The organism is Ruegeria sp. HKCCA4812 (assembly GCF_013034245.1).
In the GTDB taxonomy this organism is placed as follows: domain Bacteria; phylum Pseudomonadota; class Alphaproteobacteria; order Rhodobacterales; family Rhodobacteraceae; genus Ruegeria.
The window spans coordinates 72,719-94,744 of the sequence record NZ_WQFQ01000010.1; the positions used below are offsets into that span (position 1 = coordinate 72,719).

Annotated in this window: 22 protein-coding genes; 16 read left to right on the forward strand and 6 right to left on the reverse strand. The window is 59.0% G+C overall.

Annotated features, from left to right (window positions below; genetic code table 11):
* Nucleotides 1-227 precede the first annotated feature (227 nt).
* The 4 genes from GOW04_RS19875 (at nucleotide 228) to GOW04_RS19890 (ending at nucleotide 2,857) form a co-directional block, all read left to right on the forward strand.
* Nucleotides 228-1,016, forward strand: a complete 789-nt coding sequence (locus GOW04_RS19875; protein WP_171233759.1) for an exodeoxyribonuclease III — start codon at nucleotides 228-230, stop codon at nucleotides 1,014-1,016.
* A gap of 75 nt (nucleotides 1,017-1,091) precedes the next feature.
* A complete protein-coding gene (trxA, locus tag GOW04_RS19880) occupies nucleotides 1,092-2,006 on the forward strand; it encodes a thioredoxin (protein ID WP_171230603.1) in 915 nt (304 codons plus the stop codon).
* A gap of 27 nt (nucleotides 2,007-2,033) precedes the next feature.
* Entirely contained in the window at nucleotides 2,034-2,675 is a 642-nt protein-coding gene (locus tag GOW04_RS19885; RefSeq protein WP_152459257.1) for an LON peptidase substrate-binding domain-containing protein, read from the forward strand.
* Nucleotides 2,672-2,857 carry a Trm112 family protein gene (locus GOW04_RS19890; protein WP_171119907.1) on the forward strand — a complete coding sequence of 62 codons (186 nt, stop codon included), beginning with the start codon at nucleotides 2,672-2,674 and terminating at the stop codon, nucleotides 2,855-2,857. The genes GOW04_RS19885 and GOW04_RS19890 overlap by 4 nt, the downstream gene beginning before the upstream one ends.
* Here GOW04_RS19890 and GOW04_RS19895 read toward each other — a convergent pair.
* The gene (locus GOW04_RS19895; protein ID WP_171233760.1) at nucleotides 2,854-4,080 is read right to left on the reverse strand and encodes an FAD-dependent monooxygenase; all 1,227 of its coding nucleotides are present in this window, start codon (nucleotides 4,078-4,080) and stop codon (nucleotides 2,854-2,856) included. The genes GOW04_RS19890 and GOW04_RS19895 overlap by 4 nt on opposite strands.
* Before the next feature lie 88 nt (nucleotides 4,081-4,168).
* On the opposite strand from GOW04_RS19895, the gene GOW04_RS19900 reads away from it, so the two are divergent.
* From GOW04_RS19900 to GOW04_RS19915, 4 genes are all read left to right on the forward strand, one after another.
* Nucleotides 4,169-5,497 (forward strand): amidase, encoded by a 1,329-nt coding sequence (locus GOW04_RS19900; RefSeq protein ID WP_171233761.1) that lies wholly within the window; start codon nucleotides 4,169-4,171, stop codon nucleotides 5,495-5,497.
* A 109-nt stretch (nucleotides 5,498-5,606) separates the two neighbouring features.
* The gene (locus GOW04_RS19905) at nucleotides 5,607-6,788 is read left to right on the forward strand and encodes an aminotransferase class I/II-fold pyridoxal phosphate-dependent enzyme (RefSeq protein ID WP_171233762.1); all 1,182 of its coding nucleotides are present in this window, start codon (nucleotides 5,607-5,609) and stop codon (nucleotides 6,786-6,788) included.
* Between the two features lie 14 nt (nucleotides 6,789-6,802).
* The gene (locus GOW04_RS19910) at nucleotides 6,803-9,724 is read left to right on the forward strand and encodes a DNA translocase FtsK (RefSeq protein WP_171233763.1); all 2,922 of its coding nucleotides are present in this window, start codon (nucleotides 6,803-6,805) and stop codon (nucleotides 9,722-9,724) included.
* A gap of 39 nt (nucleotides 9,725-9,763) precedes the next feature.
* Complete coding sequence (locus tag GOW04_RS19915; RefSeq protein ID WP_152459252.1) at nucleotides 9,764-10,360, forward strand: outer membrane lipoprotein carrier protein LolA; 597 nt, start codon at nucleotides 9,764-9,766, stop codon at nucleotides 10,358-10,360.
* Nucleotides 10,361-10,374: 14 nt separating this feature from the next.
* Here GOW04_RS19915 and GOW04_RS19920 read toward each other — a convergent pair whose 3' ends face one another.
* Nucleotides 10,375-10,956, reverse strand: a complete 582-nt coding sequence (locus GOW04_RS19920; RefSeq protein ID WP_152459251.1) for a lytic transglycosylase — start codon at nucleotides 10,954-10,956, stop codon at nucleotides 10,375-10,377.
* A 60-nt stretch (nucleotides 10,957-11,016) separates the two neighbouring features.
* Nucleotides 11,017-11,898: an AEC family transporter gene (locus tag GOW04_RS19925; protein WP_152459250.1), complete on the reverse strand. Its 882-nt coding sequence runs from the start codon at nucleotides 11,896-11,898 to the stop codon at nucleotides 11,017-11,019.
* 80 nt (nucleotides 11,899-11,978) lie between these two features.
* Between GOW04_RS19925 and hspQ the strand changes: the two genes are divergently transcribed.
* Entirely contained in the window at nucleotides 11,979-12,305 is a 327-nt protein-coding gene (hspQ, locus tag GOW04_RS19930; RefSeq protein ID WP_050604943.1) for a heat shock protein HspQ, read from the forward strand.
* A gap of 35 nt (nucleotides 12,306-12,340) precedes the next feature.
* On the opposite strand, the gene ggt is transcribed toward hspQ, so the two are convergent.
* The 3 genes from ggt to GOW04_RS19945 form a co-directional block, all read right to left on the reverse strand.
* Nucleotides 12,341-13,918: a gamma-glutamyltransferase gene (gene ggt, locus GOW04_RS19935; protein WP_171233764.1), complete on the reverse strand. Its 1,578-nt coding sequence runs from the start codon at nucleotides 13,916-13,918 to the stop codon at nucleotides 12,341-12,343.
* Nucleotides 13,919-14,134: 216 nt separating this feature from the next.
* A complete protein-coding gene (locus tag GOW04_RS19940) occupies nucleotides 14,135-14,584 on the reverse strand; it encodes an ATP-binding protein (RefSeq protein WP_171233765.1) in 450 nt (149 codons plus the stop codon).
* A gap of 21 nt (nucleotides 14,585-14,605) precedes the next feature.
* Nucleotides 14,606-14,944: an STAS domain-containing protein gene (locus GOW04_RS19945; RefSeq protein ID WP_117872067.1), complete on the reverse strand. Its 339-nt coding sequence runs from the start codon at nucleotides 14,942-14,944 to the stop codon at nucleotides 14,606-14,608.
* A gap of 102 nt (nucleotides 14,945-15,046) precedes the next feature.
* Between GOW04_RS19945 and GOW04_RS19950 the strand changes: the two genes are divergently transcribed.
* The 7 genes from GOW04_RS19950 to GOW04_RS19980 all read left to right on the forward strand — a co-directional run bounded on the left by GOW04_RS19950 (nucleotide 15,047) and on the right by GOW04_RS19980 (nucleotide 22,016).
* On the forward strand, nucleotides 15,047-16,219 hold the full coding sequence (locus tag GOW04_RS19950; protein ID WP_171233766.1) for an acetyl-CoA C-acyltransferase: 1,173 nt from the start codon (nucleotides 15,047-15,049) through the stop codon (nucleotides 16,217-16,219).
* A 73-nt stretch (nucleotides 16,220-16,292) separates the two neighbouring features.
* Complete coding sequence (locus tag GOW04_RS19955) at nucleotides 16,293-16,748, forward strand: GAF domain-containing protein (protein WP_171205288.1); 456 nt, start codon at nucleotides 16,293-16,295, stop codon at nucleotides 16,746-16,748.
* A 141-nt stretch (nucleotides 16,749-16,889) separates the two neighbouring features.
* Nucleotides 16,890-17,639, forward strand: coding sequence for a hypothetical protein (locus GOW04_RS19960; RefSeq protein WP_171233767.1), 750 nt, complete (start codon nucleotides 16,890-16,892; stop codon nucleotides 17,637-17,639).
* Between the two features lie 333 nt (nucleotides 17,640-17,972).
* The gene (locus GOW04_RS19965; RefSeq protein ID WP_171233768.1) at nucleotides 17,973-18,542 is read left to right on the forward strand and encodes an XRE family transcriptional regulator; all 570 of its coding nucleotides are present in this window, start codon (nucleotides 17,973-17,975) and stop codon (nucleotides 18,540-18,542) included.
* A complete protein-coding gene (locus GOW04_RS19970) occupies nucleotides 18,542-19,165 on the forward strand; it encodes a LysE family translocator (RefSeq protein WP_171233769.1) in 624 nt (207 codons plus the stop codon). Before GOW04_RS19965 ends, GOW04_RS19970 begins: the two co-directional genes overlap by 1 nt.
* 4 nt (nucleotides 19,166-19,169) lie before the next feature.
* Nucleotides 19,170-19,550 carry a GFA family protein gene (locus tag GOW04_RS19975; RefSeq protein ID WP_152459241.1) on the forward strand — a complete coding sequence of 127 codons (381 nt, stop codon included), beginning with the start codon at nucleotides 19,170-19,172 and terminating at the stop codon, nucleotides 19,548-19,550.
* 15 nt (nucleotides 19,551-19,565) lie between these two features.
* A complete protein-coding gene (locus tag GOW04_RS19980) occupies nucleotides 19,566-22,016 on the forward strand; it encodes an FAD-dependent oxidoreductase (protein WP_171233770.1) in 2,451 nt (816 codons plus the stop codon).
* Nucleotides 22,017-22,026: the final 10 nt, after the last annotated feature.

Here is a 22,026-nt window from a genome sequence, read left to right on the forward strand (position 1 = left end):
AAGCATGGTGCCGGGCCGGTCTGTTCGCGAACAGACCCAGCGGTGAAACAGACATTCCTCATTCGCAGACAAGTCTGCATCAGGCGAGATATCAGGGCAAGGGAAAGCATGAATGTGACGCCCGCCTAACTGCCGGCCTGTGGTCCTGGCATCGGGCCGCCTTTTCTCGTGGCAACTGGCTTTGTGCCACGCTAACCTGCGCCAATCGCGACAAAGGAATCCCCGACATGCCTTTCACCCTTGCCACATGGAACATCAATTCCGTTCGCCTGCGCGAGCCTATCGTACTGAAATTGCTGCAAGAAGAAGCCCCTGACGTATTGTGCCTGCAAGAGTGCAAATCACCGGTTGAGAAGATCCCGACCGAAGGGTTTGCCGAACTGGGTTACAGGCACATGATCGCGCGGGGGCAGAAGGGTTACAACGGCGTTGCCATCCTGTCGCGCCTGCCGATGGAAGAGGTGGGTGACAAGGATTTTGCAGGCCTCGGACATGCCCGCCACATTGCCGGGCGGTTGGAAAACGGTGTCACGATCCACAACTTCTATGTCCCGGCGGGCGGCGACGTGCCGGACCGGGACGTCAATGAGAAATTCGGCCAGAAGCTCGACTATCTCACCGATATGCGCGATTGGTTCCGTGCGGAAAAGCCGGCTAAATCCATCCTTGTCGGTGATCTGAACATCGCCCCGCGCGAGGATGATGTATGGTCACACAAACAACTGCTGAAGGTCGTCTCGCACACGCCCATCGAGGTCGAGCATCTGGCCGAGACACAGGAAGCAGGTGGCTGGGTCGATATCACCCGTCAGGACATCCCGGAAGGGCAGCTTTACAGCTGGTGGTCCTATCGCGCCCGGGATTGGGATGCGGCGGACAAGGGGCGCCGGCTGGACCATATCTGGGCCACGGCCGATATCTCGAACGCGGGCCATTCCAGCCGTATTCTGCGGGACGCCCGTGGATGGGAAAAACCCAGCGATCACGCTCCGGTCTTTGCCAGTTTCGACGTCTGATCCGCAACTCAGCCCTTGGTTTCCGCGGCAAGCGGCTGCATATAGGGCGCAAGTTCGAACGAAAGAGTGATTGCCATGGACCTTCTGAACGGCGGAAACGCCCCAGCAACCGATCTGATCAAAGACGGGACCGAGGCCACTTTCATGGCCGATGTGGTGGAAACCTCGCAGGAAACACCTGTGATCGTCGATTTCTGGGCACCTTGGTGTGGCCCGTGCAAAACCCTTGGGCCGATGCTGGAAGAGGCTGTGACAGCCGCGAAAGGCGCGGTAAAGATGGTCAAGATCAATGTGGATGAGGCACAGACAATTGCCGCGCAAATGCGCATCCAGTCGATCCCGACCGTCTATGCCTTTTTCAAGGGCCAGCCTGTGGACGGGTTTCAAGGCGCGTTGCCGGGATCCGAGATCAAGGCTTTCGTCGACCGTGTGATCGAAGCCGCAGGGGGGGAAAGCCCGGGGGGCCAACTGGATGATGCTGTGCAGGCCGCCGAGGAAATGCTTGCCGAAGGCGCGGCTGCGGACGCGGCTCAGACCTTTGTCGCAATTCTGGGCGAAGATCCGAACCACGCCGCGGCGTACGGTGGGCTGGTGCGGGCGCATATCGCCACCGGTGATCTGGAGCAGGCAGAAGCGATCCTGAACGGCGCTCCGGCCGAGATCTCCACATCGGCCGAGCTGGAGGCCGCACATGCGCAGCTGGAGCTCGCCAAGCAGGCGGCAGATGCCGGCCCCGTCGCCGAGCTGACGGCAGCGGTCGAGGCGGATCCGGACAACCATCAGGCCCGCTTTGATCTGGCGCAGGCGCTGCATGCGAACGGCAATGTGGAAGAAGCCGTGGCACAATTGCTGGAACTGTTCCGCCGGGATCGTGAATGGAATGAAGGCGCAGCCAAGACACAGCTTTTCACCATCTTCGATGCGCTCAAGCCCAATGACCCGATTGTTCTGAACGGACGTCGCAAACTCAGTTCTATGATATTTGCCTAATCTCTCATCAGAGCTAGAGTCGGGTACATGATGCATCCCGCCGACCTGCCGGAAACGGTATCAGTTTTTCCCTTGCCCGGGGCGCTGCTGCTCCCGCGTTCGCGCTTGCCGCTTCACATATTCGAGCCTCGCTATCTTCAGATGCTGGACGACGCGCTGAAAACCAAGGAACGGTTGATCGCAATGGTTCAGCCAAATCCTTCGGTCAATGACGAAGACAAGTTGCACCGTATTGGATGCGCAGGGCGGGTGACGCAGTTTTCGGAAACCGAAGATGGCCGGTACCTGATCACGTTGACCGGTATATCCCGGTTCAGGGTCATGTCAGAGCTGGATTCGTTCACGCCCTACCGGAGGTGCGCGGTCTCGTGGGACGGGTTCGACCGTGATCTGGGAAAGGCCGAGAAAGACAACGGGTTTGACCGCAACGCGTTCCTGACACTGTTGGAGCGTTTCTTTTCATCCCGTCAATTGTCCACCGACTGGGATTCGCTCAAGGACGCAGAGGATGAACTTTTGGTGAATTCCCTGTCGATGCTTCTGGATTTCGACCCCGAGGACAAACAGGCCCTGCTGGAAGCCCCCTGCCTGCGCACCCGGCGCGAAACGTTGGTGACGCTGATTGAATTCGCCTTGCGCGGCGGATCGAATGAGGAAAAACTGCAATGACCGATCCTGAACACGCCTTTGATCGCCACATGCTCGAGGCGATGATCTGCCCGCAGACGCATACGACCCTGCACTATGACGCCGAAAAGCGAGAGCTTGTTTCAAAAGCGGCGGGTTTGGCTTTTCCCATCCGCAACGGCATTCCGGTCATGCTGGTCGACGAGGCCCGGCAGCTGGATTAAATCGGGCGCCCTTGCAACAGCTTGGGCAGATCACCGGTCAGCCCGGCCGCTTCGCGAACGAAACCGCGACGGAGGCCGGGCAAAGCACCGACAACCCCCATACCAATGTCACGTCCAAGCCGCAGCAGCGGGTTGTCGTTGGAAAACAGCTTGTTGAAGACATCCGTCGCCATCGCCAGCGAGGCCGTGTCGAAACGGCGCCATTCCTGATAGCGCTCCAGTACCATCAACGAGCCGATATCCTCGCCGCGCCGTCCCGCCAAAGTCAGAACCTCAGCCAGAGCGCCGACATCGCGCAGGCCAGCGTTCAGGCCCTGACCGGCAATGGGGTGCATTCCGTGCGCGGCATCCCCGACCAGCGCCATGCGATCGCTGATGAAGGAATTGGCGATGGTCAGGTTCAGCGGATAAGTGAAACGATCACCCGCCAGACTGATTTCACCAAGAAAATCGCCAAATCGCGGGCGCAGCACTTGCACGTAGTCATCCCCGGGCAGGGCGTTGATGTGCTGTGCGGTGTCGGCGCGTTCGCTCCAGACGATGGAACTGCGATTGCCGGTCAACGGAAGAATCGCCAGCGGACCGGGTGGCATGAAAAACTGATGTGCAATGCCATTATGCGGCAGCTCATGTTCGATGGCGCAGACCAATGCCGTCTGGCCGTAATCCCAACCGGTGCGTTTGATGCCGGCCCGTGACGCGGTTCCGCTGCGGCGACCGTCACAGCCAACCAGCAGGCTGCCGCCCAGGGTTGTGCCGTCATCCAACGTCACGGTCACGCTGGCCGCGTCGGCCTGTTGCGAAACGACGGATTTGCCGCTTACCTGGGTGATGCGCGGCTCTTCGGCCATCGCGCCCAGAAAAGCACGGCGCAGGTGGCGATCCTCGACCATATACCCCATGGGGCCTTCTTCGATCTCGGCATGGTCGAAATGCATGGAAAAAGGCGATGGCCCCGTTCCGGCATGGCCATCTGTGACCTTGATTTCCAGCATCGGTTGGGCGTGCTGCGCGACGCGGTCCCAAATGCCGATGGCATCCAACAACCGCTGTGAGGCCAGAGCCAGCGCATAGGCGCGTCCGTCGAATGCCGCGTTCTTGCGAACCTTTTCGACAAGCGCATCGATCACCGTGACCGAATGACCGGTTTGTGCCAGTGCCAGCGCCAAAGCAGGGCCGTTCAACCCGCCGCCCACGATCAGAATGTCAGAAGCCTGTTTCATGCCCTGCAATATGCGCGCCCTTTCGGGATTGTCCATGTGCAGTCCTGTCGCTACCGTCACCCAAAGTCGAAAAATCTGGAGGGATGAGATGCAGGATTGGTTGACAATGACCGCGTGTGATTTGGGCCGTGGCATTGGCATGGGGCAGATCGATCCGGTCGAACTGACGGAAACCTACCTGTCCGCTATTGACGCTCATCCGCATCGGGACCGCATCTATGCCCGCGTCACCCGTGACCGCGCCCGGGCTGAGGCTGAAGCCGCTCGGCAACGAGCGCAACTGGGCCTGCGCCGGTCGCTGCTGGACGGGGTCCCGATCAGTTGGAAAGATCTGTTCGACACCGCCGGCACCGTGACCGAGGCGGGTTCGGCTCTGCTGAAGGATCGCGTGCCGGATGCGGATGCGCTGGTGCTGCGCAATGCGACTCAGATGGGCACCGTTTGCCTGGGCAAGACGCATATGAGCGAGCTGGCCTTTTCCGGCCTTGGGTTGAATCCGATCACCGAAACCCCGCCCTGCATTCATGACGAGGCAGCAGTGCCCGGGGGGTCATCTTCGGGGGCGGCGGCCTCGGTCGCCTGGGGGTTGGCAGCGTGTGGCATCGGCTCGGACACGGGCGGTTCGGTGCGTATCCCGGCGGCTTGGAATGATCTGGTGGGGCTGAAAACCACTGCGGGGCGGCTCAGCCTGGAGGGTGTGGTGCCGCTGTGCCTGCGTTTCGACACGGTTGGGCCTGTGGCGCGTTCGGTCGAGGACGCAGCGCATATGCTGGCTCTGCTCGAGGGGGGAACACCTGCTGATCTGCGTGGCGCTTCGCTTAAAGGACGCCGTTTTGCCGATTTGCAGAACATTGCCAAGGACGACCTGCGTGACACACCGCGCAAGGCATATGACGAAGCCGTTGCCCAACTTGCCGACGCGGGGGCCGAGATCGTGCCGTTGGAAGTTCCCGAGTTGAACGAGGCCATGACGTTGACCAGCATCGTATACACGACCGAGGCCTATGGGCTGTGGCGCGATGTCATCGAAGCCAAGCCCGAGGCAATGTATCCCGAGATTCTCGAACGCTTCCGCATTGGCATGGGCTATTCGGGCCCCGACTATGTGGCGGCCTGGGCCAAACTCAAGGCATGCCGCAGCGCCTGGGACGTGGCGACCGCCGGGTTTGATGCGGTTCTGGCGCCGACAGCGCCGATTTTGCCGCCCAATCTGGAGCGCTTGCTCAGTGATCACGACTATTACATGACCGAGAATCTTCTGGCCCTGCGGAACACGCGGATTGGCAACCTGATGGGGCTGGCGGCGCTGAGCCTGCCCACCGGAACGCCCGGCTGCGGGTTGATGATGCTGGGCTATCCCGGCTCGGAAGAGGCGTTGTTGCGGCTGGGTTCGGCAGCGGAAACGGTGCTGGCCTGAATGCCACAATCCCCTGATTCGGAACCTCTTTGTCTGGACGAAGAGGCGCACGGACTGTAATCTGCCAAAAAAACGGGGCGCCAATGACCCCCGATATTGAGGCAGTACCATGGTTTTCCCCGAGCGGTTTTCGAACCTACCGGCTTATGCATTCCCGCGTCTGCGCGCCCTGTTGGATCACCACCAGCCGGGCGGTGATGTCGTTCACATGACCATTGGTGCACCGACACATGATTTTCCGGCTTGGGTGACGGATGTCATCATGGAAAACGCCGCCGGGTTCCAGGGATATCCTCCGAACGAAGGGTCGGATGACCTGCGCACGGCGATCACGGATTGGATCAAGCGGCGATATGGGGTTCAGATGGACCCTGATGCCAACGTGATGGCGCTGAACGGCACGCGCGAGGGGCTATACAACGCGGCCATGGCTTTGTGCCCGGAACAGAAGAACGGTCAGCAGCCGATCATCCTGTGCCCGAACCCGTTTTATCAGGTCTACATGGTCGCCTCGCTGTCGGTGGGCGCGCAGCCTTATTTTGTGCCTGCCACCGCCGCGACAGGCCATCTGCCGGACTATGCCGGCCTACCTGCGGACGTGCTGAACCGCACCGCCGTGGTCTATATCTGTTCACCTGCCAATCCGCAGGGGGCGGTTGCCTCGCGCGAGTATTGGGCTGACCTGATCCGTCTGGCCGAGCAGTACGATTTCCGTATTTTTGCGGATGAATGTTATTCCGAGATTTACCGTGAAGAAGCCCCGACAGGTATTCTGACTGTCGCGCAGGAGCTGGGCGCTGATCCTGAACGGATCACGCTGTTCAACTCACTTTCCAAACGTTCGAATCTGGCCGGCTTGCGGTCGGGGCTTGTCGCCGGTGGCCCAAAGACGATCAAACAGGTCAAGCAGTTGCGCACCTATGCCGGGTCGCCATTGCCTCTGCCCTTGCAAGCTGCCGCCGCAAAGGTTTGGGCGGATGAGGAACACGTTCGCGAAAACCGCGCGCTGTATCAAGAAAAATACGCCATTGCGGATGAGGTATTCGCAGGCGTGGAGGGCTATATGCCGCCCGAGGCCGGTTTCTTTCTGTGGCTGCCGGTCGAGAATGGTGAAGACACCGCATTGAAAGTCTGGAAGGAAACCGGTGTCCGGGTCCTGCCGGGCGCATATCTTTCACAAGGCGATCCGGGAAAGAACCCGGGCGAAGGATTTATTCGGGCTGCATTGGTGGCCCCAAAAACAGAGTTGCAGCGTGGTCTGATCACACTCCGCGACTGCATCTATTCGTGAGGTACGAGGGCAAAATGGCATCATATAACGCGCGCAACCGCGATCCATTGCTGGACAGCACAACGCAGGCAGCCCTTGAGCGACGCAGCAAAGAGTTGATCGGCATCGCCCTGATCCTGCTGGGTTTGGCTGCGGCCGCGATGATCTGGTCCTACACGCCCGATGATCCAAACTGGATGGTGTCCACCGACGCGCCGGTGCAAAATTGGATGGGGCGGATTGGGGCCTCGATCGCCGCACCCTTGTTCATGATCGTCGGCTGGGGAAGCTGGGGCATCGCATTGGTTCTGATCGGTTGGGGTTTTCGGTTTGCGGGCCATTTCGGGGAAGATCGCGCCATTGCGCGTCTGATTTTTGCGCCGATCTGGATCGCCGTCGTCTCGGTGTATGCCGCAACCCTCGTTCCTGATGCAGACTGGCGCGCGACTCACAGTTATGGTCTGGGCGGTTTGTTCGGCGATACGGTCATGGGCGCGTTGCTGACGCTGTTGCCGATTTCGTCACATTTTCTGGTGAAACTGATGTCGCTGGCCATGGCGGTCGGGATGATTGCGCTGGGTATTTTTGTGCTGGGTTTCACCAAGACCGATGTCAAGCGGGGTTTCCGGGCCTTCCTGCTGGGTCTTGTGATGGCATATGACATGCTGATGACCCTGATGGGCCGTGGTGCGGCCTCGGCTGCGCAAGCGGCACGGGATCGCCGTGCACAATGGGAAGAGCGCAAACTTGCACGTACCGCAGCGGCCGAAGCCGTGTTCGAGGATGATCTGGCTTATGCCGATCCAATCTTTGAAGAGCCCGAACTGGAAAGTCCCGAGCCTGTGGCCAAAACCGGTCTGTTGGCGCGCATGCCATCGCTGATCCGGCGCCCGGAACCGATGCCCGAGCCAGAGCTGGTCGATCCCGAACCGATCGCGGGTTTCGACGAAATGCCGGGCGAGGACCGCATCCGTTCGAAAATCTCGGCCGCTGTGCGCAATCGCAAAGTGGCCACCGGCGAGTTGACGCCCGAACCCGACCCGAACCTTCCGCTGACCAAGGGCCGTGGCCGTCGCCCGGGCCCGCTGATCCTGAACGCAAGCCAGCCGGATGGCCTGCCAATGGAACCGCCGGTGACAGCAGCAGGACTGCCGCCCGAGCCGCCCGTAACAGCGGGTGACATGCCAGACTGGCAAGAATCCACGCCGTTTGAAAATGCGCCCGAACCCATGCGGAACCACTATGCACCCGAGCCGGATCTGGAGGACGAGGTATTCGAGGATGCCGAAGAAGCTGTTTTGCAACCACGCCCGGCGATGAAAATCCCGGTGGCCGAGCCGCGCAAGCCCGTGGTCGCGCAACCGGTACGCCGCACACCGCAACCGTCTCGCCGCGCACAGGCCGAGGCACAGCCTGCATTATCCTTTGAAGAGCGGCACTCGGACTTCGAACTGCCACCTCTGGGCCTTTTGTCGAATCCGGCCAGCATTCAGCGCCACCATCTGAGCGATGAAGCCTTGGAAGAAAACGCGCGGATGCTGGAAAATGTGCTGGATGATTACGGCGTGAAGGGTGAGATCGTCAGCGTTCGCCCCGGCCCGGTCGTCACCATGTACGAACTGGAGCCTGCTCCGGGGTTGAAGGCAAGCCGCGTGATCGGCCTGGCCGATGACATCGCGCGTTCGATGTCGGCACTGTCAGCGCGGGTTTCGACCCTTCCGGGCCGTTCGGTGATCGGCATCGAACTGCCGAACGAAAACCGCGAAATGGTGGTTCTGCGCGAAATCCTGGCCAGCCGCGATTTTGGCGATGGCAACCAGGCACTGCCGTTGGCCTTGGGCAAGGATATCGGCGGCGAGTCCGTCGTGGCAAACCTCGCCAAGATGCCTCACCTGCTGATTGCGGGAACCACGGGTTCGGGTAAATCAGTGGCGATCAACACCATGATCCTGTCGCTGCTGTACAAGCTGACGCCGGATGAATGCCGCCTGATCATGATCGACCCGAAGATGTTGGAACTGTCGGTCTATGACGGCATCCCGCATCTGCTGTCGCCCGTTGTAACCGACCCGAAAAAGGCGGTGGTCGCCCTGAAATGGGTCGTGGGCGAGATGGAAGATCGCTATCGCAAGATGTCCAAAATGGGCGTCCGCAACATCGCGGGCTATAACGGCCGGGTGAAGGATGCGCTGGCCAAAGGCGAGATGTTCAGCCGCACGGTACAAACCGGGTTTGACGATGAAACCGGTGAACCAACGTTCGAGACTGAAGAATTCGCACCCGAAGCGATGCCCTATATCGTCGTCATCGTCGATGAGATGGCCGACCTGATGATGGTGGCGGGAAAGGAAATCGAAGCCTGCATCCAGCGTTTGGCGCAGATGGCGCGGGCCTCGGGCATTCACCTGATCATGGCCACACAGCGCCCTTCGGTCGACGTGATCACCGGTACGATCAAGGCGAACTTCCCAACACGGATTTCCTTCCAAGTGACGTCGAAAGTCGACAGCCGCACCATTCTGGGTGAAATGGGGGCCGAACAGCTGCTGGGGCAGGGCGACATGCTTTACATGGCTGGGGGTGCCAAGATTACCCGCTGCCACGGACCCTTTGTCTCAGATGAAGAGGTCGAGGAAGTCGTCAACCACCTGAAACAGTTCGGTCCGCCGGACTACATTGGCGGTGTCGTCGACGGTCCGGCCGAAGAAAAGGCTGACAATATCGATGCCGTTTTGGGCCTGAACACTGGCGGCAATACGAACGGAGAGGACGCGTTGTACGATCAGGCGGTGGCAATCGTGATCAAGGATCGCAAATGCTCGACCTCGTATATTCAGCGAAAACTTGCCATCGGCTACAACAAAGCTGCGCGGCTGGTTGAGCAAATGGAAGACGAAGGTGTTGTTTCGTCAGCAAATCATGTCGGGAAACGCGAAATCCTCGTCCCCGAGCAATAGGATATTTAATAACAAGGGCAGAAGACCTATCTGTACGGCATGAAACAGATTGCTTTTGCCCTTGCTTTGACACTGGCCGCACCTGCCGCATGGGCGGCGGAGAAGCTGCCGCTCTCGCAGATTTCCAATTACCTGAACGGGTTGAAGACGGTTCAGACGACATTCACTCAGGTGAATGACGATGGCTCGCTGAGCACCGGCAAGCTGTGGATGCAGCGCCCCGGCAAGATGCGGTTTGAATATGACCCGCCCAACAGTGCCGTGGTGCTGGCAAGATCCGGAAGCGTTCAGATCTTTGATCCGAAATCGAACCAGCCGCCCGAGCAATACCCGCTTAAGCGCACGCCGCTGTCCATCGTGCTGGCGCGCAACGTAAACCTGAGCCAGGCAAATATGGTTGTAGGTCACAGCTTTGACGGCACGGCCACCGTCGTCACCGCGCAGGATCCCAAGAACCCCGAAGCGGGCCGGATCGAACTGATGTTCACGGACAATCCGGTCGAGCTGCGCAAATGGGTGATTCACGACAATGCGGGCAGCCAGACAACGGTATTGCTGGGAGCCATGAATGAAGGCGGTCGCCTTGATCAGAAGCTGTTCTCGGACAAAAAGAGAAGCGGGTCAGGCAATCGCTGACCCGCTTGTACGTGTCAATACCGGCAGTTTGCCAATTGTGCCTGATATAGTTGTGCGCGTGCGTCTACGTCATTGGCAACGTTCAACAACCAGGATTTGCTGTTGTAGCTGCCACGGGCGTACCCTGTGTGACCTTCGTGATAGGCCAGGTATTGATTGCGCGTATCTGCCGGGTGGATACCGTTTCGCTCGTAGCTTTTGTTCATGTACCAGCCGATAAAATCCGAGGCGTCGCGGATGCGATCGCGCTTGGCCCGGCGTTTTCCTGTTTCACGCTGGTACTGTTCCCATGTGCCGTCCAGTGCCTGACCATAGCCGTAAGCGCTGCTTTGACGACCCATCGGGATGACGCCCAATACGTATCTATGCGGAGTGCGCGCATCGTGCCGATAGCGGCTTTCCTGATAGATGGTCGCCATCTGAACGTGAACCGGAACGCCCCATTTGCGCTCGGTGTTCTTGAAGGCTTTGATATAGTCGGGTTTTTCACGCGCAATACTGCACGCATCGTTTAATCTGCTGGGCGGCTGTTTAGAGCCGCCCCCACAGGATGCCAGAAGCAGCACCCCTAGGAGTACGAAAAGAATTCTGCTCATGTGCCTCGTGCCTTTTTTGTGTATTCTAGCGCAGATTGAGCGCTGAGGAAATCACAATCGCTATAAAATGATAGCCAGAACAGCCGGTAACGCCGCTACGGAAAGCACCGTGGACACCATGACCATGCCGGCGACGGCGTCGGAATCGGCCCCAAACCGTTCGGCCAACAGGTAAGAGGTCACGGCAACCGGCGTACAGATTTGAAGAACCAGAACGCCAAATGCGATCGTATCCAAATCAAACCATCGTCCGATTCCCCATCCCAGCGTAAAGCACACCGCCAGTTTCAGCGCTGACAGCCACAGCGCCCGCCCCAAGCTGTGCGAGGTCAGGCGGGCGATTGCCACACCCAACGTGACCAACATCAGCGGAACAGCCATTTGCCCCAAAAGCTCCAGCGTGTTGGTCAGAAATGTCGGCGTCTGCCATCCTTGCCACAAAAACACTGCGCCAAGGATCGTCGCCCAGGCCATTGGTTGGCGTGCAACCTGTCCCCACGCCCCTTTCCCGGCGACCAGATAAATCCCGTAAGTGAAAGAAAACAATGCGGTAACTGACAGAAAGACAACAGCATATCCCAGACCAATCTGACCAAAGGCAAAGATACACAGCGGCAGGCCCAGATTTCCGGTATTGCCGAAGATCAAAGGCGACAGATATGTTCGCGGGTCCAGTCTCAGCCCTCGAACGATCAACCAGAACACAACCACCAGCAGCAGATTTGCGACCAGTGTCGCCATCGTGAAGCGCGACAGATCATTGCCCGGGATCTCGGTTTGCATCAGGGCAACAAATATCAGACTGGGCATTGCCAGCATCGTTGCAAAGCGGGTAACGAATTGCAGGCGGTATTCGAAACCCAGCTTGACCCATGTAAAACCAACAGCCGCCAACAGAAAAACCGGCGCCACGATTTCGAACACTGTCAGTATAAGGTTCACAGACTGTTTCCCTGATTTTCACATCAATGATTGGCTTTTCCGCCCGGAAACGGGTAAAAAAAGCGTTGGGGGCTGATACAATGCTAAAGACACGTGCAAAATACGGCTTGGGCCAGGTGGTTCGTCACAAGAAACACCCTTTTCGAGGGGTGATTTTTGACGTGGATCCCGAGTTTTCGAATACTGAAGAATGGTATCAGGCAATTCCGGAAGACAGCCGCCCAAGGAAAGAGCAACCGTTCTACCACCTGCTGGCCGAGAACGACCAATCCTTCTATGTTGCTTATGTTTCAGAACAAAATCTGGTTGCTGACTATTCAGGCGAACCGGTCGAGCACCCGGATATTCCCAATATGTTCGGACCGTTCGAAGATGGTGCATACCCTCTGCATTTCCACCTGAACTAGCAGAGCCGAACCGGCGGGCATAGGTCTGCCGCAGATCAATATCCAAGCGCACAGCCGTCCTTGCGTGGGTCGCTGGCGCCTTCAAAAACGCCGTCGTTTCGGATTCGGATCGCTTGCGCTCCGCCAAGTGGTGTTTCCGGCACTTCAATATTGTGGCCGATATCGGACAATTGTTTCGCGATTGCCTCGCTGTACCCACGTTCCAGTTTCAGAACCGATCCGTCGAAGAAAGCGCGCGGCGCATCGATGCTTTCCTGCAACCCAAGCCCGAAATCGGTAAGATTTGACACGAAACGCGCGTGTCCGGTTGGCTGATAGGCACCGCCCATGACACCAAACGGCATAGTGACCCGACCGTTCTGCGCCAACATTCCCGGAATGATCGTGTGCATCGGGCGTTTGCCGCCGCCCAGTTCGTTGGGGTGGCCGGGTTGCAATGTGAATCCAGCCCCGCGGTTTTGCAGCAATATGCCGTATTTTTCCGACGCGATACCGGATCCAAAGCTGTGAAAGATCGAATAGATCAGCGAAACAGCCATTTGGTCGCGGTCGACGACGGTGATGTAAACCGTGTCCTTGTGAACCGCTTCGGTCAGAGGCGCCGCAGCAGGCATCGCCTTTTGGGGATCGATCAAAGCAGCCAGTCTGGCAGCGATATCCGGATCCAGAAAGCGCTCCACTCTTGCCATGTGGTCGGGATCCGCGATGAACCGGTTTCGAGCGTCATAGGCCAGTTTGGTGGCCTCGGCTTCGATATGAATACGCTCTGCTCCGAATGGATCCATCGAGGCCATGTCAAAATGCTTGAGGATATTCAGCAGCAAAATCGCGGTTGCGCCCTGGCCGTTCGGCGGATGTTCCACCAGATCCACACCTTTGTAAGCCCCATGTATCGGCTGCGTTTCAGTACATCTCGTGTGATGAAAATCCTCAGCGGAATGGACACCACCCCTTTCCGAAAGCGCGGTGATCATATCGTCGGCGATTTCACCTGAATAGAACGCGTCGCGCCCGTGGGCCGCGATCTGGCACAATACCTCCGCCTGTCCCGGCGCACGGAAAACCTGCCCGATCGACGGGGCTTGCCCGTCAATCAGATAGTGATCGCGGGCGGCGCCCTGAAGTGTTGCGGCACCCGATTTCCAATCGAAAGCGACCCGAGGAGCCACCGGAACACCCGCTTCAGCATAATGAATCGCCGGTTTCAAAATCGCGCCCAACCCCAGGCGGCCCTCGGTCTGGGCCAGGCGGCAGAAGGCATCGACGGCTCCGGGAATGGTCACGGCATCCGGCCCATTCAAAGGTACGGATGACAGGCCCTGATCCCGCAACACCTGGGAATGCGCGGCAGCCGGTGCGCGACCCGATCCGTTGAGCGCGCGTATCCTGCTTTCGCCGGCGCGATTGAACAGAACGAAGCAATCGCCGCCCAATCCGGTCATCTGAGGTTCGCAAATCCCCAAAAGAACAGCCCCGGCAATCGCGGCATCCATCGCGTTGCCGCCCTGGCCCAAGATATCGATGGCCACTTTGGCCGCCAGCGGATGCGACGTCGCGCACATGCCTTGCGTGGCAATAACTTCGGATCGGCCCGGATTATGCAGATCACGCATGGCGAATTCTCTCTCGTTGGAACAAGAGAAAGCTATTCACTGATCAGCGATTGTCCAGCGATTTCAGGATGGGAAGTTCCTCGGCGCCATTCACTGGGTGGGGGCTGTGATATGTGGCGCCGAGGGAAGCTATCTGAGCTACGAGTCACTGTATGGCGGTTGTTTGCGGCGCGACAATGTTTCGAAAATGACCTTATTGTGACCAATTGTGGTCGATCACCCGTTGGGTTGAAAGTCAAACCGCAGGGACAGACGGTTGCATCCACCGCGCCGCTCGTACCGGATATCACTGGTGAGGCGATGAATCAGGAACCAGCCGAACCCACCTTCGGGGAAGTCTTGCAGATCCGTTCCAATCGGAGCAGGGGTGCCATCCGGAAGTCGGTATCCAGGCAGCGGGCGCCCCGTATCCGAGATCAAGATGTCCAGAAGATCCCTGTCCAGCCGGCAGGTGACCTGAACCTTGGCCGCGGCGATGCCGTTGTAAGCGTGTTCCACGACGTTGTTGATGGCTTCAGCCAAAGCAATCTTCACGTCACCGGCTTTATGCGGGGGCAATCCCCGTTCCGCCAGACCGACGCTGAGCTTTGCAATGCCCTCGCTGGCCTCTGATTCCGTCGCAGGGAAGGTCAATTCCAGACAGGTCTTGTTTTCAATCGGCTCCACGCCATCTATCCCCTGCTGCCGTCAGGCGTCTGTCTCTGACAACGCGTCATCCAGTGTTTCAAAAAGCCTGAAAACCGTATCCATGCGTGTCAGGCGAAAAACTTTTTCGACCACTGGTTGCAATCCGGCCAGATCAAGCCTCCGGTCCTTGCCCAGCTGTTTCATGGAGGCAACGATTGCACCCAGACCGCTGGAGTCAATGAACTCGACATCGGACAGATCCAGCACAACGCGATGAGCGCTGTCCTCGGTATTGGCGCGCATGTCTTCCTTGAACTGAATGGCCATTGCAGCATCGATCCGGTCGGCATGAACGGTGATGATCTGAGTTTCGCCGGTTGTCTTGCTGGTCAGCCCCATCATCCTGCCGCCTTCCAAACTGAAATTGAGTCGTAGAAATACGCTAGACGGCAATTCTTACCATTCGGTATTCAAGAGCCCGAAAGCAGGAGGAAAACCCGGATGAGAGACGTTGTTATAGCAGGGGCCGCCCGTACACCGATGGGCGGGTTTCAGGGCATGTTTGACGGTGTTGCTGCGGCTGACCTCGGGGGCGAAGCAATCCGCGCGGCTTTGCAGCAGGCAGGGGTGCAGACGGTCGACGAAGTGCTGATGGGCTGCGTTTTGCCGGCGGGGCAGGGCCAGGCACCTGCGCGGCAGGCCGGTTTCGCGGCGGGGCTGGGCGAAGAGGTTCCCGCCACGACGCTGAACAAAATGTGTGGTTCGGGGATGAAGGCCGCCATGATGTCCTTTGACCAAATTGCATTGGGTCACGCAGATACGATGGTTGCGGGCGGCATGGAAAGCATGACCAACGCGCCGTATCTTCTTCCCAAGATGCGCGGCGGTGCCCGCATTGGCCACGGCCAGGTGGTTGATCACATGTTCCTCGACGGCCTTGAAGATGCCTATGACAAAGGCCGTCTGATGGGGACTTTCGCCGAAGACTGTGCCGAGGCGTATCAGTTCACCCGTGAAGCACAGGATGAATACGCGCTGCAATCTTTGTCCAACGCGCTGTCTGCGCAGGAAAATGGTGCATTCGATAAGGAAATCACGCCCGTTACCGTCCGGACGCGCAAGGGTGAAACTCTGCTGGAGACAGATGAGCAGCCAAAATCCGCCCGCCCCGAGAAGATCCCGACGCTGAAGCCTGCGTTCCGCAAGGACGGTACGGTGACCGCGGCCAACTCGTCTTCGATTTCGGACGGCGCGGCGGCGCTGGTTCTTGCGTCGGCAGAAACCGCCGAAGCGCAGGGCATGACGGTTCGGGCCCGGATTTTGGGGCATGCGAGTCATGCTCAGGCGCCCGGCCTTTTCACGACGGCTCCGGTTCCGGCGGCGCAGAAGCTCTTGTCGCGCATTGGCTGGAGCAAGGATGACGTCGACCTGTGGGAAGTGAACGAGGCCTTCGCGGTTGTGCCGATGGCTTTCATGCACGAAATGGGCTTGCCGCGAGACAAGGTGAATGTGAATGGCGGCGCCTGCGCCCTGGGCCATCCCATCGGTGCCTCTGGTGCCCGCATCATCGTTACGTTGTTGAATGCGCTGGAAAAACGTAACCTCAAACGGGGCGTCGCGGCGATCTGCATTGGCGGGGGGGAAGGCACGGCCATTGCCATCGAACGCGTTTGACCCTTCATCTTTTTCCAAATACTCCGGGGGGTTCGGGGGCCGTGCCCCCGACCATCCGAAGGGGTTGCAATCAATGACTGCCGATTATGAGACACTTGCCAAAACCATCGCGGCCCTGACCGAAGGCGAAACGGACCAGGTTGCTCTCATGGCCACTGTCGCCTGCGAGGTTCACCATTCCGACGATCGTTTCGACTGGACCGGGTTTTACCGTGTCACCGAACCGGGCGTTCTGAAGATCGGGCCCTATCAGGGTGGGCATGGTTGTTTGGTCATCCCGTTCGAACGGGGCGTCTGCGGTGCTGCGGCAAGAACGGGCGAAACGCAACTGGTGCCGGATGTCGATGCGTTTCCGGGTCACATCGCCTGCGCCAGTTCAACTCGGTCCGAACTGGTTCTGCCCGTGCGGGATTCGTCGGGAAAAGTCATCGCCGTTTTTGACATTGACAGCGACCAGCCGGATGCTTTCACGCAACAGGATGCGCGAAATCTGGAAGGCATTTTGACCGCCGTGTTTGCCGGGCACTGACCGTTGCGGTCGTTGCGGATGTGCATCAACCCAAGGGATTCCCGGGCGATTGAACGGCCCGGCTGACTTCGTCTTGCAGGCTTTGAAGCGATCTCCTATCAAAATCCATAGCGAAGTTTCGTTTTGGGGTGTTTCTCAGGGATGCAAGAGTCTGACATCAATCCGACGGTCGCGGATGAAGCGCCTCCAAAAGGGATCAGACGCGCCCATATGGCGACATTCCCGGATCGCATCGGCGTATTGCCCCATTCGCTGGCAAGCATCGCGCATCAGGTCGACAGAGTTTTCATCTGCCTGAACGAATATCAGGAAGTTCCCGATTTTCTGGGCGAGTTCGACAACGTCACCGCCGTGATCCCCGACCGGGATTACAAGGATGTCGGCAAGTTCATCTTCCAGCCGGATCCGGCAGATACCGTTTTTCTGGTCGACGATGATATCGAATATGCGGACAACTATGTCCGTCAGACCATACGCCGGGCGCGGGGCGTCGGACTGGATAAGCGTGTCTTCGGCTATCATGCCACGACGTTCACAAACCCGACGCCCAGGTCGATACGGCAGCGCACGTTGTTGCGTATGAACCAACGGCTGACCTACTCGACCAGGGTGCACCAACTGGGAACCGGAACCGTTATGGTGTCCGGGTCGCTGTTCCCTACACTGGAATACATGGAAGGCAGCGAAAAGTTCGTCGACGTGCGTTTTGCCCGTTACTGTTTCGAAAACGGCATCGAAATGTGGACGCTGCCCAGAAATCGCCGCCGCTTTCCCAGCTTGCTTGCCGGGCTGGAGCCGGAAAAGCGTGAAACGATCGCCGACAGTTTCACCCGTCGTTGGCCTCAACATGTGTTGGATGAAGTGAAGGTTTTTGCCGGCCTTCAACTCTAAAGCCAGGCGGGCTTTGCACGATTCAGGCTTTTCCAGATCTGCCTCTGTCGCGAAGGTTTTCCCATGTCGCCGCAGCGCCACGGGGGAGCGATATGTGCTGTCTTTTTGAAATGAAGTCCTTGTACGGCAAAAACTGAAATTCGGCTGCTGCACCCCTGCGGTTTTTCTGGTGTTTCAGGGGCCTGTGCGCCTGCTGGTCCTCAATTCTGTCTTTCGCACACGATGATGATCGACACCCAAATGAAACCGAGCGTGAAAAAATGCTTGGAAATTTCACCAGCTTGCTCCATCGTGAAAAACGAAGGAAGAATTTCACGAGATTCGGAGTGGCCTGTGAACAGCCAAGCCCCCCAAAGCGCGACCCTTGGTGCTGACCTGAGGGCCTTGCGCAAGGCCCGAGGGTTGACCCTGACCGAGATTGCAACTCGGCTGGATCGCTCTGTCGGTTGGTTGAGCCAGGTCGAGCGCGATTTGTCCGAGCCTTCAATCTCGGACCTGCGCCAGATTGCAGAATGCCTTGGCGTGCCAATGTCGATGCTGTTTGCGCATTCAGCCGCACCTGCGAACGAATTGGGCTACGTTGTGCGCGCTGGGTCGCGTCGCCCGATGGGGTCGAACGAAGAAGGGCTGATCGAAGAGTTGCTGTCGCCGGATCTAACCGATGATTTTGAAATGGTGCATTCCACGTTCGAGCCAAATTCACGGATGCAGACACCGGCCAACCGCCCGACTCAGGAAGTGGGCTATATGATTTCAGGTCGATTGAACCTGACGATCGGGTCACGTGAATTCCTGGTGGGGCCGGGTGACAGTTTTCGGATCAAACATGAGCCTTATCAATGGGCCAACCCCTATGACGAACCCGCCGTGGCCATCTGGGTCATTGCTCCGCCGGTGTACTGATGAGCTTCGAGGCCTGGACCATATTCGCGCTGTTCTGGGTGGTATTCGTCACCACACCGGGGCCGAACGCGGTCAACTGCATCTCGAACGGCATGAGCCTGCCGTTCCCAAAGGCCATGACGGGTGTATTGGCCATACTGACGCAGGCCAGCATGTTTTTGATTCTGTCCGCGCTGGGCGTCACAGCCCTGATTGCCGCTTCTCCGACCGGGTTTTTCGTGGCCAAGCTGGTCGGCGCGGGCTTTCTGATCTGGTTGGGCGTGCGGGGATGGATGAACGCAACAAAGCCAGCTCCCGTCTCAGAACGCCCGGCCCGGCACGTTTATCTGCACGCGCTGGCAGTGGCTACGATCAACCCAAAAAGCGTCGCGGGCTATCTGGCCGCGTTTTCGCAATTCGTGCAGCCGGACGTGCCGATCTGGCAGCAGATGGTTGTGATCATGCCAACCGCACTTTTCATCACAACGCTCAGCTATACCGGTTTTACCGTGTTGGGCGCTTTGATGGGCAAGGCGGCGCTGGGCGCAGTGTTCAACATCTGGGTGCGCCGGGTGATGGCGGCCTGTTTCATAATCTACGGCGTGTTGTTGGGAACCAGCACCGCGCCTGTGGCAAGGGGGTAATCTTATGTACAGAGGGTCCTGCCTTTGCGGTTCAGTTGCTTTCACCATCGACGGAGACCTTTCTCCGCCTTCGGTCTGCCATTGCGGGCAGTGCCGAAAGCAATCCGGCCATGTCTGGGCCTCGACCACGACCCATCAGGACAATCTGAGTTTCTCGGCCCGCGACACGCTGAACTGGTTTCGCGCATCAGACATCGCACGGCGCGGGTTTTGCAACAAATGCGGCTCATTTCTCTTCTGGCAACATACCGAAGAGGACACGATTTCGATTGCCATGGGCGCGTTCGATGCGCCCACGGGCCAAAAGCTCTCGAAGCACATCTTTGTGGCTGACAAGGGCGACTATTATGACATCACGGACGATCTGCCCCAACGGGCACAGTAACAGGGACCAAGACACATGAGTGATTTTCCGACAAAAGCCCGCGTGGTCATCATCGGTGGCGGTGTGGTGGGGGCTTCCTCGCTGTATCATCTGGCCAAGAAAGGCTGGACCGATTGCGTTCTGCTGGAAAAGAACGAACTGACCGCAGGCTCGACCTGGCACGCGGCCGGTAACGTTCCGACCTTTTCGACCTCGTGGGCGATCATGAACATGCAGCGCTATTCGACCGAACTGTATTCGCGTCTGGGCGAAGAGGTCGACTATCCGATGAACTACCATGTTTCGGGGTCGATCCGTCTGGCGCACAGCAAGGAACGGATGCAGGAGTTCCAGCGGGCCATGTCGATGGGCCGCTATCAGGGAATTCCGATGGAGATGTGGACGCCGGAGCAGGCCAAGGAACGCTACCCTTTCCTGGAAACTCATGATCTTGAGGGAGTCCTGTATGACCCGACCGACGGTGACATCGACCCGGCGCAGCTGACCCAGGCGCTGGCCAAGGGCGCGCGCGACATGGGCCAGAAGATCATCCGGTTCTGCCCCGCCACCGGCGTCACCCAGCATGACGACGGCACCTGGACCGTGCATACCGAGAAGGGTGACATCGACTGCGACTATGTCGTCAACGCTGCCGGATACTACGCGCAGCGTGTGGGTGAATGGTTCAAGCCCTATGGTGGCCGCACCGTGCCAGCGATGGTCATGAGCCACCAGTATCTGCTGACTGACGAAGTGCCGGAAATTGAAGAATGGTCCAAGAAGAACGGCGGCAGGAAGCTGCCGCTGCTGCGCGATGTAGACGTCTCCTACTACCTGCGACAGGAAAAGAACGGCTTCAACCTCGGCCCATACGAGCCCAACTGCAAGGGCCACTGGATGACCGAGGACGACCCGATGCCCGAGGATTTCAGCTTCCAGCTGTGGAACGATGATCTGGACCGGATCGAGGACATCGTCACCGACGCGATGGAGCGGGTGCCGCTGATGGCGACCTCGGGCGTGGGCCGCGTGATCAACGGGCCGATCCCTTATGCGCCCGACGGCCTGCCGCTGATTGGCCCGATGCCCGGCGTCAAGAACGCGTTCGAGGCGCATACCTTCACCTTCGGCATCGCCCAGGGCGGCGGCGCGGGCAAGGTACTGGCCGAATGGATCGTGGATGGCGCCACCGAATGGGATATGTGGGCCGTCGATCCCCGCCGCTATACCGACTACACCGATCAGGATTACTGCAATCAAAAGGGCATGGAGGTCTACGGCAACGAATACGCCATGCACTTCCCGCATCATGAATGGCCCGCCGCGCGCGACAAGAAGCTGTCGCCGGTTCACGCCAAGGTCAAGGAACTGGGCGGCGTCATGGGCGTCTACAACGGCTGGGAGCGCGCCAACTGGTTCGCGCAGCCGGGGGATGACACCTCCGAGGAAAGCACCCACACCTGGGGCCGCTCGGGCCCGTGGGAGCAGCGGATCAAGGAGGAATGCGAGGCCGTGCGCGACCATTGCGGCGTGCTCGACCTGCCGGGTTTCTCGCGGTTTGTCGTCAAGGGCGAAGGCGCGGCCGAGGCGCTGCGCGGGCTGGTCACCGGCGGTCTGCCCAAGGTGGGGCGGATCAACCTCGTCTATATCGCTGACGACCGTGGCCGCATCCTGACCGAGATGTCCTGCATGCGACTGGGCGAGGATGATTTCGTGATGATCACCGCGGCCACCGCGCAATGGCACGACCGCGACATCCTGATGAACGCGATGCCCGCGGGCGTCACCGTCGAGGACGTGACCACCACCCGCGACACGCTGATCGTGACCGGGCCGAAATCGCGCGAGATCCTGTCGGGTCTAACCGATGCCGACCTTTCGTTGGGCTGGCTGACCCATCAGGCCGCCACCGTGGCCGGGCAACCCGCCCACCTGATCCGCGTGTCCTTCGCCGGTGAACTGGGCTGGGAGGTGCATGCGCTGAACGAGCACATGCCCGCGATCTACGACGCGATCCTCGCCGCCGGGGCCAAGCCGTTCGGCATGTATGCGCTGAATTCTCTGCGCATCGAAAAGGGCTATCGCGCGTGGAAGGGCGACCTCAGCACCGATTACTCGCTGCTCGAAGCGGGTTTGGAGCGGTTTGTCAAGCTGGACAAGCCACAGGACTTCCCCGGAAAGGCCGCTATCCTGAACGAAAAGCAGCAGGGTGTGAAAAAGTCGTTCGTCACCCTGACTGTCGACGCAGGTGATTGCGATGCGCCTTACATGTCGTGCATCTGGCAGGGCGATCAGATCGTGGGCGAGACCACTTCGGGCGCATGGGGGTACCGCGTCGGCAAATCCATCGCGCTGGGCATGATCAAGTCAGAACTTGCAAACCCTGGTACCGAGCTCGAGGTGGAAATCTACGGCCACAAGTGCCGCGCCGTGGTACAGGAGGATCAGCCGCTGTGGGATCCCGCAAATGAGCGGCTGCGCGCCTGACAAAAAGGAG

Excerpts from the sequence above, each read along its gene's own strand:
- GOW04_RS19875 (WP_171233759.1), top strand. The coding sequence starts at position 228 with ATGCCTTTCACCCTTGCCACATGGAACATCAATTCCGTTCGCCTGCGC.
- trxA (WP_171230603.1), top strand. The coding sequence starts at position 1,092 with ATGGACCTTCTGAACGGCGGAAACGCCCCAGCAACCGATCTGATCAAA.
- GOW04_RS19885 (WP_152459257.1), top strand. The coding sequence starts at position 2,034 with ATGATGCATCCCGCCGACCTGCCGGAAACGGTATCAGTTTTTCCCTTG.
- GOW04_RS19890 (WP_171119907.1), top strand. The coding sequence starts at position 2,672 with ATGACCGATCCTGAACACGCCTTTGATCGCCACATGCTCGAGGCGATG.
- GOW04_RS19895 (WP_171233760.1), bottom strand. The coding sequence starts at position 4,080 with ATGAAACAGGCTTCTGACATTCTGATCGTGGGCGGCGGGTTGAACGGC.
- GOW04_RS19900 (WP_171233761.1), top strand. The coding sequence starts at position 4,169 with ATGCAGGATTGGTTGACAATGACCGCGTGTGATTTGGGCCGTGGCATT.
- GOW04_RS19905 (WP_171233762.1), top strand. The coding sequence starts at position 5,607 with ATGGTTTTCCCCGAGCGGTTTTCGAACCTACCGGCTTATGCATTCCCG.
- GOW04_RS19910 (WP_171233763.1), top strand. The coding sequence starts at position 6,803 with ATGGCATCATATAACGCGCGCAACCGCGATCCATTGCTGGACAGCACA.
- GOW04_RS19915 (WP_152459252.1), top strand. The coding sequence starts at position 9,764 with ATGAAACAGATTGCTTTTGCCCTTGCTTTGACACTGGCCGCACCTGCC.
- GOW04_RS19920 (WP_152459251.1), bottom strand. The coding sequence starts at position 10,956 with ATGAGCAGAATTCTTTTCGTACTCCTAGGGGTGCTGCTTCTGGCATCC.
- hspQ (WP_050604943.1), top strand. The coding sequence starts at position 11,979 with ATGCTAAAGACACGTGCAAAATACGGCTTGGGCCAGGTGGTTCGTCAC.
- ggt (WP_171233764.1), bottom strand. The coding sequence starts at position 13,918 with ATGCGTGATCTGCATAATCCGGGCCGATCCGAAGTTATTGCCACGCAA.
- GOW04_RS19945 (WP_117872067.1), bottom strand. The coding sequence starts at position 14,944 with ATGGGGCTGACCAGCAAGACAACCGGCGAAACTCAGATCATCACCGTT.
- GOW04_RS19950 (WP_171233766.1), top strand. The coding sequence starts at position 15,047 with ATGAGAGACGTTGTTATAGCAGGGGCCGCCCGTACACCGATGGGCGGG.
- GOW04_RS19955 (WP_171205288.1), top strand. The coding sequence starts at position 16,293 with ATGACTGCCGATTATGAGACACTTGCCAAAACCATCGCGGCCCTGACC.
- GOW04_RS19960 (WP_171233767.1), top strand. The coding sequence starts at position 16,890 with ATGCAAGAGTCTGACATCAATCCGACGGTCGCGGATGAAGCGCCTCCA.
- GOW04_RS19970 (WP_171233769.1), top strand. The coding sequence starts at position 18,542 with ATGAGCTTCGAGGCCTGGACCATATTCGCGCTGTTCTGGGTGGTATTC.
- GOW04_RS19975 (WP_152459241.1), top strand. The coding sequence starts at position 19,170 with ATGTACAGAGGGTCCTGCCTTTGCGGTTCAGTTGCTTTCACCATCGAC.
- GOW04_RS19980 (WP_171233770.1), top strand. The coding sequence starts at position 19,566 with ATGAGTGATTTTCCGACAAAAGCCCGCGTGGTCATCATCGGTGGCGGT.